The 9962-nt window shown below is 69.9% G+C and carries 11 protein-coding genes; 8 read left to right on the plus strand and 3 right to left on the minus strand.

Annotated features, from left to right (window positions below; translation table 11 throughout):
* Window positions 1-148: 148 nt before the first annotated feature.
* The 3 genes from G401_RS0136440 to G401_RS0136450 all read left to right on the plus strand — a co-directional run bounded on the left by G401_RS0136440 (window position 149) and on the right by G401_RS0136450 (window position 3007).
* A complete protein-coding gene (locus G401_RS0136440; protein ID WP_027346369.1) occupies window positions 149-382 on the plus strand; it encodes a DUF7455 domain-containing protein in 234 nt (77 codons plus the stop codon).
* Between the two features lie 144 nt (window positions 383-526).
* Window positions 527-1213, plus strand: coding sequence for a trimeric intracellular cation channel family protein (locus tag G401_RS50915; RefSeq protein WP_051367744.1), 687 nt, complete (start codon window positions 527-529; stop codon window positions 1211-1213).
* A gap of 63 nt (window positions 1214-1276) precedes the next feature.
* Entirely contained in the window at window positions 1277-3007 is a 1731-nt protein-coding gene (locus G401_RS0136450) for a DEAD/DEAH box helicase (RefSeq protein WP_034594175.1), read from the plus strand.
* A gap of 294 nt (window positions 3008-3301) precedes the next feature.
* Here the strand turns inward: G401_RS0136450 and G401_RS0136455 are convergent, their stop codons facing one another.
* Entirely contained in the window at window positions 3302-3544 is a 243-nt protein-coding gene (locus tag G401_RS0136455; protein ID WP_027346371.1) for a DUF3039 domain-containing protein, read from the minus strand.
* 111 nt (window positions 3545-3655) lie between these two features.
* On the opposite strand from G401_RS0136455, the gene G401_RS0136460 reads away from it, so the two are divergent.
* From G401_RS0136460 to G401_RS0136475, 4 genes are all read left to right on the plus strand, one after another.
* On the plus strand, window positions 3656-4576 hold the full coding sequence (locus G401_RS0136460; protein ID WP_034594177.1) for a pseudouridine-5'-phosphate glycosidase: 921 nt from the start codon (window positions 3656-3658) through the stop codon (window positions 4574-4576).
* The gene (locus G401_RS0136465; RefSeq protein WP_027346373.1) at window positions 4573-5442 is read left to right on the plus strand and encodes a carbohydrate kinase family protein; all 870 of its coding nucleotides are present in this window, start codon (window positions 4573-4575) and stop codon (window positions 5440-5442) included. The genes G401_RS0136460 and G401_RS0136465 overlap by 4 nt, the downstream gene beginning before the upstream one ends.
* 86 nt (window positions 5443-5528) lie before the next feature.
* Window positions 5529-5879, plus strand: a complete 351-nt coding sequence (locus G401_RS0136470; protein ID WP_027346374.1) for a DUF3099 domain-containing protein — start codon at window positions 5529-5531, stop codon at window positions 5877-5879.
* Window positions 5872-6441, plus strand: coding sequence for a DNA-3-methyladenine glycosylase I (locus G401_RS0136475; protein ID WP_027346375.1), 570 nt, complete (start codon window positions 5872-5874; stop codon window positions 6439-6441). Before G401_RS0136470 ends, G401_RS0136475 begins: the two co-directional genes overlap by 8 nt.
* 33 nt (window positions 6442-6474) lie before the next feature.
* Here the strand turns inward: G401_RS0136475 and sigB are convergent, their stop codons facing one another.
* Window positions 6475-7458, minus strand: coding sequence for an RNA polymerase sigma factor SigB (sigB, locus tag G401_RS0136480; RefSeq protein WP_027346376.1), 984 nt, complete (start codon window positions 7456-7458; stop codon window positions 6475-6477).
* A gap of 159 nt (window positions 7459-7617) precedes the next feature.
* Here sigB and G401_RS0136485 point away from each other — a divergent pair, with 159 nt between their 5' ends.
* Complete coding sequence (locus tag G401_RS0136485) at window positions 7618-8391, plus strand: sporulation protein (RefSeq protein WP_034594178.1); 774 nt, start codon at window positions 7618-7620, stop codon at window positions 8389-8391.
* A 46-nt stretch (window positions 8392-8437) separates the two neighbouring features.
* On the opposite strand, the gene G401_RS0136490 is transcribed toward G401_RS0136485, so the two are convergent.
* Window positions 8438-9847, minus strand: a complete 1410-nt coding sequence (locus G401_RS0136490) for an NF041680 family putative transposase (protein WP_064741918.1) — start codon at window positions 9845-9847, stop codon at window positions 8438-8440.
* Between the last annotated feature and the right edge of the window lie 115 nt (window positions 9848-9962).

Genomic DNA, 9962 nt, shown 5'->3' on the forward strand with positions numbered 1-9962 from the left:
CGGAAGTGTGACCCCGATCCCCGGGGCTCGATTCGGGAAGCCCTCCGGCGGTGCTGACGTTGGAGGGTGTGTGGGTAAGGAAGCAAGTGCCGACGGCGTGACCGGCGGCGAACAGATCAGCATCGGTGACTACCAGAGGAGGCCGGGCATGACAGCGACCCTCACGCCGCCGCCGGAGACGGCGGCTCCAGCCGCCGATGAGCGATGCGACCGCTGCAACGCGTCGGGCAAGCTGCGAATCGTTCTCGCGGGCGGAAGCGAGCTGGTGTTCTGCGGACACCACGCCAACCGTTACGCGGAGGACCTCGTGAAGATCACGGTGGACTACTCGACGGAGCCGGACTTCGACTGGCGCGGCAGCGAGATGATCACGAAGAACTGACGAAACTCCCTCATTCTGACGACGGGCCCCGTCGCCGCTCCCCTGAGTCGGCGACGGGGCCTTCGACTGTCCCGCCCTCATACCGACCCCGGTTCGGGGCGTTGCGGGCGCTGAGCGACCGCTGAGGGCCTTAGCATCGGCGACGTGGACTCCTCGGACGCCCTGATCGCCGCCGACCTGCTCGGGGTGGCGGTCTTCGCCGTCTCCGGGGCCTCCGCGGGCGTCGCCAAGAAGCTCGACGTCTTCGGCGTGGTGTTCGTCGGATTCATGACCGCGATGGGCGGTGGGATCTTCCGCGATCTCGTGATCGACACGGTGCCCCCGCTCGCCTTCTCCGACTGGCGGTACGCGGCCGTCGCGATGGCCGCCGCGCTCGCGACCTTCCGGTTCCATCCGCAGATCGGCCGGCTGTCGCGTACGGTGCTGACGCTCGACGCGGCGGGGCTGGGGCTGTTCACCGTCACCGGCACCCTGAAGGCCCTGCACGATCCCTCGCCGGTCCCCGCCGTGGGCGCCTGCCTGATCGGCATGTTCACCGGCATGGGCGGCGGTCTGGCCCGCGATCTGCTCGTCGGCGAGATCCCGGCCGTCCTGCGGCACGAGATCTACGCGCTTGCCTCGCTCGCCGGTGCCGGGACCGTGGTGATCCTCACGAAACTCGACTACGACCGGTTCGTGCCGCTGTTCGCCGCGGCCCTGCTGGTCTTCGCCATTCGCATGATCGCCCTGCAAAGGAAGTGGTCGGCGCCGGTCGCCCGGCCGCCCGAGGCCGGCCCGACCGGCTGGCCGACCCGCCGGGGGCCGGACACTCGGCCGCCCTCGGACGGCTGAAGACACGAGCTTGTCGGTCGCGGCTTGTAGAGTTTGCCGGTGCCAATCGAATCCGCCGCCCGCATGATCCCGGATCTGGCCACTTTCCCCGCATTGCGCGCCTGGCAACGGAAGGCTCTCGTCGAGTACCTGCGCCGACGCTCGCCCGACTTCCTCGCGGTCGCGACGCCCGGCGCCGGCAAGACCACGTTCGCCCTGCGCATCGCGGCCGAGCTGCTCGCCGACGGCAGCGTCGAGCGCGTCACGGTCGTGGCCCCCACCGAACATCTCAAGATCCAGTGGGCGCGCGCCGCCGCGGCCGTCGGCATCCAGCTCGACCCGGCCTTCCGCAACTCCGACGAGTACGCCTCGCGCGACTTCCACGGCGTCGTCATCACGTACGCGCAGGTGGGCATGGCTCCGCAGGTGCATCGGAAGATGACGTTCACCCGGCCGACGCTGGTGATCCTCGACGAGATCCACCATGCCGGCGACTCCCGCAGCTGGGGCGACGGCGTGAAGGCGGCCTTCGAGCCCGCCGTGCGCCGCCTGATGCTCACCGGTACGCCGTTCCGCTCGGACGACAATCCGATCCCGTTCGTCGAATACGTCCGGGACGGCGCCGACGGCCTGCCCCGATCCCGCTCCGACAGCAGCTACGGGTACGCCGACGCGCTCGCCGACGGCGTCGTGCGGCCGGTCATCTTCCTCGCGTACTCGGGCGAGACACGCTGGCGTACGAGTGCGGGTGACGAGCTGGCCGTGCGGCTGGGCGAGCCGATGACCCAGGACGTCGTCGCGCAGGCGTGGCGGACCGCCCTGGACCCGGTCGGCGACTGGATGCCCCAGGTGCTGCGGGCCGCCGACGCCCGCCTCCAGGTGAAGCGGAAGGGCGGCATCCCCGACGCCGCCGGCCTCGTCATCGCCTCCGACCAGCAGTCCGCCCGCGCGTACGCGAAACTCCTGCACACCATCACCGGCGAGAAGGCGGTGGTGGTCCTCTCCGACGACGACGGCGCCTCGAAGCGGATCGCGGACTTCGCGGAGAGCGAGGACCGCTGGCTCGTCGCGGTGCGGATGGTCTCCGAGGGTGTCGACATCCCCCGCCTCGCCGTCGGTGTGTACGCGACCAGCGCCTCCACCCCGCTCTACTTCGCCCAGGCGATCGGCCGGTTCGTCCGGGCCCGCCGGCCCGGCGAGACGGCGAGCGTCTTCCTGCCCAGCGTCCCGCACCTGCTCGGACTGGCCTCCGAGATGGAGATGCAGCGCGACCACGTGCTCGGCGCGAAGCAGAAGCGGGAAGGCTTCGACGACGAACTGCTGGAGCGGGCGCAGAAGAGCGAGGACGCCAGCGGCGAGCTGACCAAGAAGATCGAGGCGCTGTCGGCGACGGCCGAGCTCGATCAGGTCATCTTCGACGGCGCCACGTTCGGCCTGCCGGCCCTCTCGGGTACGCCCGAGGAGGAGGAGTTCCTCGGCCTGCCCGGCCTGCTGACCGCCGACCAGGTGGCCCAGCTGCTGCACAAGCGCCAGGCCGAACAGGTCGCCGCCGCCCGCCGCCGCTCCAACGCCGCCGCGGCCGCCAGCATCGCCAAGGGCGCCCCGGTCGCGGCCCCGGCCCCCATGTCCGCCGGCGAGCGCCGCATCAACCTGCGCAAGCAGCTCAACGCGCTGGTGGCGGCCCATCACCACAGGACGGACCTACCTCACGGCAAGATCCACGCCGAACTCCGGAGGCTGTGCGGCGGCCCGCCCAGCGCCCAGGCGACCATCGAGCAGCTCGAAGAGCGCATCGCCACCCTCCAGACGCTGTAAGAACCACAAAGACCACCGGAGTCGGAAAACCTCGGTGGTCTTGTCCCCGCACTCGGCCCGCGACGTCCGGCAGTGCAAGATCAACAAATACGAAGTAATTGTTGATCTCTGTGCTGACGGACGTTGCACTATGGGGCCGAGTGCCCGGCACCGCCCGAAGGGCGGGCCCAGCAACAACCTTCCAGCCCAAGCCCCCGTGGCCCAGGCCGTGCCTTCATGGTCCAGGCCGTGCCCTCATGGTCCAGGCCGTGCCCTCATGGTCCAGGCCGTGCCCTCATGGTCCAGGCCGTGCTATCAGTCGTTCAGCGCTTCGTAGATTTCCTTGCATTCAGGGCAGACAGGGAACCGCTGCGGGTCACGCGAGGGCACCCAGACCTTGCCGCACAAGGCGCGGACCGGCGTCCCCTCGACCATCGCCGAAAGGATCTTGTCCTTCGGCGCATAGTGCGAGAAGCGCTCATGGTCGCCCTCGTCCATCCGGTAATCGGTATCGGTGCGCTCTTCGATGAGCGTGCCGGTCTCAGGGGTCGTACTCACGCCTCCAAGTCTGGCAGAGTCTGAGCCCGGCGGCGAGTCGGATAGGCCGACAACCCCGTAGAACCTGCCCACACGGCCCGCGGGTCCAGCCTCGCCGACTATGTTCTAGGCGTGAGCATCAGACTGGGTGACGAAGTGGCGGCGGCTCTGGAGCAGGGTTCGCCGGTGGTGGCGCTGGAGAGCACGATCGTCTCGCACGGCCTGCCCCGACCGGACAATCTGCGTATCGCTCGCGAGATCGAACAGACCGTACGCGAGAACGGCGCGATCCCCGCGACGATCGGCATGGTCGACGGCGAGCTGATCGTGGGGCTGTCCGACGCCGAACTGACCCGCCTCGCGACCAGCGATGACGTGATCAAGCTCTCGGTACGCGATCTCGCCACCGCCGCCGCCATGAAGGCCGACGGGGCGACCACGGTCGCGAGTACCTCCGCGGTCGCGGCGGCGGTCGGGATCGGCGTGTTCGCCACCGGCGGGCTGGGCGGCGTACATCGGGAGGCCAACGTCACCTTCGACGAGTCGGCCGACCTGACGACCCTGTCGCGTACGCCGATCGTCGTGGTGTGCGCCGGGGTCAAGTCGATCCTCGACGTCGGGGCGACCCTGGAGCGGCTGGAGACGCTCGGCGTGGGCATCCTCGGCTACCGGACCAAGCGGTTCCCGGGGTTCTTCATCACCGACTCCGGTTTCGAGCTGACCTGGGAGGCCGCCTCGCCGGAGCAGATCGCGCAGGTCATGCTGGCCCAGAACGACCAGGGCCTGCACGACAGCGGGATCATCGTGGCCAACCCGCTGCCGGTGGACGAGCAGCTCGATCCGGCGCTGCACGACCGGACCCTGGCCGACGGGCTGCAGCTGCTGCGCGACCGCAAGATCACGGGCAAGGACGTGACGCCGGCGCTGCTCGCGCACTTCCACTCGGCGACCGAGGGCAAGAGCCTGGACGTCAACGTCCGCATCATCCTGCGCAACGCCGCCCTGGCCGCGCAGATCGCCGCGGCGGCGAGCAAGCTGGCGGAGGCCGAGTGACGGTCGTCTGCGTCGGCGACATCATCACCGACGTGGTCGCGGCCCTGCGGGCGCCGCTCGCGGCCGACTCCGACACGCCGGCCCGGATCCGCGTGACCGGTGGCGGCCAGGCCGCGAACACCGCCGCCTGGCTGGCCGCCGCGGGCGCGGACGCGGTCCTGGTCGGCGCGGTCGGCGACGATCAGGCCGGTCGCGACCGGATCACCGAGCTGACCGGCCTGGGCGTACGCGTCCGGGCGCAGGTCTGCCCCGGCGTGGAGACGGGCGCCATCGTCATCCTGTCCGGCGACGGCGTACGCAGCATGGTCACCGACCGCGGGGCCAACGAGCTGCTCGCCGAGGACGAGATCGCCGCCGGCCTGTCCGGCGGAACCAGGCTGCACCTCTCCGCGTACACCCTGTTGGGGAAGACGACCCCGGGCCTGTACGCGCTGGCGCAGGCCCGGACTCGCGGCCTGGCGGTGAGCGTCGACGCGGCCTCGGCGCAGCCGCTGCGGGAACTCGGCGCGGCGGAGTTCTTCAGCCGGATCCGGCCCTGCGACCTGCTGTTCGCCAACCGCGAGGAGGCGGAGGTGCTGGCCGGGCCGGGCGAGCCGCACCATCAGGCGCTCGTGCTGGCGGCGGAGATCGGCGGCGGCGCGGTGGTGAAGCTGGGCGCGGCGGGCGCGGTGTGGGCCCTGCCCGACGGCGAGCTGGTACGCCAAACCGCGCCCGAGACCGAGGCGGTGGACACGACGGGCGCGGGTGACGCCTTCGCGGCGGGCCTGCTCGCCGCGCTGGACGCCGGCGCCGACCCGCGGGCCGCCCTGAAGGCCGCCGTCGACCTGGGCGCGCGGGCGGTCACCAGGATCGGCGCGCGCCCGTGATGCGACGGGCGTGACAAGTACCCGCGAGTGGGGAATGTCGGTCATCGGTGGCAGGATGAGAAGTCCAGCCCCGAGGAGGCCTGAGGATGGCTCGCCAGGCGTACCAGCCGATCTTGATCACCGATGCCGAGGAGAGCCTCGACAAGCAGCGGCACAGCCGCGAGATCCGCTACATGACGATGATGGGTCTGCGCGCCCTGTGCCTGATCCTGGGCGCCGTGCTGGCGATGTTGCAGGTTCCTCTGCTGTGGCTGTGGCTGACCTTCTGCGGCCTGGGAATGATCTTCCTGCCCTGGATGGCCGTCCTGATCGCCAACGACCGGCCGGTCAAGGCCGAGCACCGCTGGCGGCACAAGCCGGCCCCGCCCACGCCGCACGCCCCGAACGCCCTGCCCACTCAGCCCATCGGAAAGACCATCGACGCCGACCATGAGTGACCTGATCATCGGGCCCGACGGCCTCGCCCGCTGCCCGTGGGGGCTGAGCACGCCGGACTACGTCGCGTACCACGACACGGAGTGGGGGCGGCGGCTGGAAGGCGACGACGCCCTCTTCGAGCGCCTGACGCTGGAGGCCTTCCAATCCGGACTGTCGTGGATCACCATCCTGCGCAAGCGCCCCGCGTTCCGGGAGGCCTTCGCCGGCTTCTCGATCGAGAAGGTCGCCGCCTTCGGCGAGTCCGACGCGACCCGGCTGATGGCCGACGCCGGGATCGTCCGCAACCGGGCCAAGATCGACGCGGCCCTGCACAACGCCCGGGTCGCCCTCGACCTGCCCGACGGGCTGAGCGCGCTGCTCTGGTCGTACGCGCCACCGCCCCGCGAGCGCCGGCCGGCCGCGCCGGCCGACGTGCCGGCCACCACACCGGAGTCGGTGGCGATGGCCAAGGGGCTGCGCAAGGCGGGCTTCAAGTTCTTCGGACCCACCACCGCGTACGCGTTGATGCAGGCGACGGGCATGGTGGACGACCACCTCGACGGGTGCCACGTACAGCGTTGAGGCGGCCCCGAAGGGCCGCCCCGACAACCGTCGTCAGTTGGCGTAGACCGACAGGCGGCTCGCCCGCTCCGGCTGGCGCAGTTTCAGCAGCGTGGTCTTCTCGATCTGGCGGATGCGCTCCCGGGAGAGCCCGAACTCCTTGCCGACCTCGTCCAAGGTGCGCTGGCGGCCGTCGTCGAGGCCGAAGCGCAGCCGGATGACGGCCTGCTCGCGCTGGCTCAGCGTGGCCAGCACGACCGCCACCTCACCGCGCAGCTGGCCGGTGGCCACGCTGTCCTCGGTCTGCGGCGCGACGCACGGGACGAAGTCGCCGAGCGCGCTCTCGCCGTCGTCGCCGACGGCCTGGTCCAGGCTGACCGGCTCGCGGTCGTAGGACATGAGCTCGATCACCTGGTACTCCGGCACCTCCAGGGCGGCGGCGAGCTGGGCGATCGACGGTTCCCGGCCGAGCGAGGCGGCGAGGTCGCGGCGTACGCGGACCATCCGGTTGACCTGCTCCACCATGTGCACGGGGATGCGGATCGTGCGCGCCTGGTCGGCCATCGCCCGGGTGATCGCCTGGCGGATCCACCACGTCGCGTACGTCGAGAACTTGTAGCCCTTGGTGTAGTCGAACTTCTCCACCGCGCGGATCAGACCCAGGTTGCCCTCCTGGATCAGATCCAGGAACGCCATGCCACGGCCCGTGTACCGCTTCGCGACGCTGACGACCAGCCGGAGGTTCGCCTCCAGCAGGTGGTCCTTGGCGCCGCGGCCCTCGGCGACGACGATCATGAGCGCGGCGGCGTCGGCGGCGGGCACGCCCGCTTCTGCGGCCTCGTCCAGCAGGTGCTCGGCCATCAGCCCGGCCTCGATCCGGCGGGCCAGCTCGACCTCCTCGACCGCGGTCAGCAGCTTCGTCCGGCCGATCGCGTTCAGATAGGCCCGGACCAGGTCGGACGAGATTCCCCGCTCGTCCACGGCGTCGAGATCGCTCACCGTGCTGCGGATGTCCCTCTCGATCATCGTGTCGCTCATCGCCTCTCCCCGTTCGCTGAACATGTGATCAGAGTGCGCGCGTACGCGTGAAGTGACGGTGAGTTGGATTCACGTCGTGTGTGGCGTGGATTACGCTGGGCCGGGCATCGCGGGTCCTGCCGGTCCACGCAGGACCGGGAGCCGGGGGAGGAAGTCAGCGTGTTCGAGCGGCTGAAGCAGGTCTTCGGCGCCGGTGGGCCGAGTGTCGCGACCACATTGGAGACTCCCCGGGTGCTGCCCGGCGGGGACGTCGTCGGCACCATCCACGTCGTCGGGGGTACGCGTCCGGTCTCCATCAGCCGGATCGTGCTGGGACTGTCCACGATGGTCTGCGTCGACGGGGACACCCAGCTCGACGAGGTCGTGTTCGCCCGGCAGGCGGCCACCGACTCGTTCGGCCTGGCGCCGGGCGAGGAGCGGGACTTCGACTTCGAGTTCCTCGTCCCCTACGAGGTCCCGCTGACGATCGTGGCCGGTCGCCGGCTGGAGGGCATCCACCTCGGCGTACGCACGGAGCTGGAGGTGGCCCGCGCGTTCGACCGGTCCGACCTCGACCCCATCGAGACCGAGCCGCTGCCGGCGCAGGCCGTCATCGTCAAAGCGCTGCTGGATCTCGGCTTCCGCATCGTGCGCTCGGACGTGGAGCACGGCGTCCTGCGCGGGGTGAGCCAGACGCTGCCGTTCTACCAGGAGATCGAGTTCCACCCCGCCGCCAAGTACGCGGCCGCGATCAACCAGCTCGAGGTGACGTTCGTGACGGCGCCGACGGCCACCCAGGTCGTGCTGGAACTCGACCGGCGCGGCGGCGTGATCTCGGGACGCGACGTGTTCGGCCGGTTCGTGGTGGACCACTCGCGGATCGCCGACACGGACTGGAAGGGCCAGCTCGACGACTGGATCATGGAATCCTGCCGCCGCGTAGGCATCTTCTGACCCCTCCCCCGGCCCCAAGATCTGGTTTGGATCAGGGACTCGGGTTTTAAGGTCGGATTAGTTCTTTGGGGATCTTGACTTTGGTTGTGCGGGTGGGTTCGTAGCGGGGTGCGGGTTCGCTGGTGCGGCCTTTGGGTCGTCCGGGTCCGGGTTTGGTGGGTTTTGGCCATCTAGCTGGTGTGTCGATTGTGGCTAGCAGGTGGGTGAAACCTTGCCGGACCCGGCCCGGGGTCATTTGCTGGCTGGTGAGGGGTTTCTGCCAGGGCAGGCGGTGGTCGGCGACGAGGGGGCGGGCCAGGCGTAGCTGGGTGGCGGTGATGGCGGTGAGTTGGCTGAACCGGTCGGCTTGTTGTGGGTGGCGTAGTCGTGGGGTGGCCCAGCCGAGGTTTTGGCGGGCGAAGCGGAAGAAGTGTTCGACGTCGAACCGGCGTAGGTAGGCGCGCCAGCAGCGGTCGGGGTCGAAGGTGTCGGCGGGGCCGTTGAACCAGAGCCAGATCGGGCCGGGTTGGCGGTGGCGGGGTGTCTTGTCGACGGTGAGCCGGAGGATGGTGGCTTCGATGATGCTGGGCCGCCCGTCGGGGTCGCGGTAGTGGGTTTGGGTTTCGGGGTGTAGTTGGTGCCATGCGGTGACGTGGACGTTTCCGTAGACCGGGTCGTGCAGGGCGAGTTCGTGGTCGGGTGGGGTGTGGCTTTCGGGGTGGGCGAAGTGGAATCGTCGTCCGTGTCGGCGGGGTGTGCCGGGGCCGCGTTTGCCGGTCGGTGGTTGGGGGCGGGTCCACATGACCCGGTCGTTGCGCAGCCGGATCAGGGTTTGCACGGGTTGGTCGGCGAGTTCGACGCCCAGGGTGACCGCGTCGTAGCCGGCGTCGCAGACGAACAGTGGCAGGGGTTGCGACCGGGGGTGCTCGAGCAGGGGAAGCAGGAGGAGGATCTGCCCGATCGCGGTTTCGGTGCAGGTCTGGGAGGTGTTCACCCGGGAGACGTCCAGGGGCGCGACCCAGCTACCGGGTTCGGTCGACAGGTTCACCAGCCATGAGTATGACCATCCCGCGGTGATCGGTTTCCCGTTGGTGATCTGTGCTTGGGCGTGGTTGTACTTGTGCAGGCCACGTTCGGGTGAGCATTGCGCGGCCGGACGTGCCCACAGGGTGGTGTCGACGGCGAACGTCGGTTCCCATTCGGCGGGCCGGAACCCGGCCAGGGTCTCGCGCAGCATGCCGGTGTCGATCGCTCCGTCGGCGATCGCCCGGTAGGCGCTGCCGTGCCCGCGCCGTGCGCCCGGCGCGAGCGTCAGATGCGCCAGGCCGTCCACCGCGACCGCCGACGCTTGCGCGTCGACCAGGTCGAACAATGCGTCCGGCCAACGGTCCAGGCAGTCGTACACCTGATGGCGGAACTCTCGCAGCGCCTGCTGCGCGCCGGCCAACTCATGCGCGACACTGCTGGAAGTGGTCATCGCGACCTCCGAGAGGGTTTGTCAGGCCTTTACTCGAAGATCCGCGATGACCACTTCTATGTCACTACCCGACAAGAAGGACAAACAGCACTTCACGTTAAAACCCGAGTCAGGG

This window comes from Hamadaea tsunoensis DSM 44101, from assembly GCF_000428945.1.
GTDB lineage: Bacteria > Actinomycetota > Actinomycetes > Mycobacteriales > Micromonosporaceae > Hamadaea > Hamadaea tsunoensis.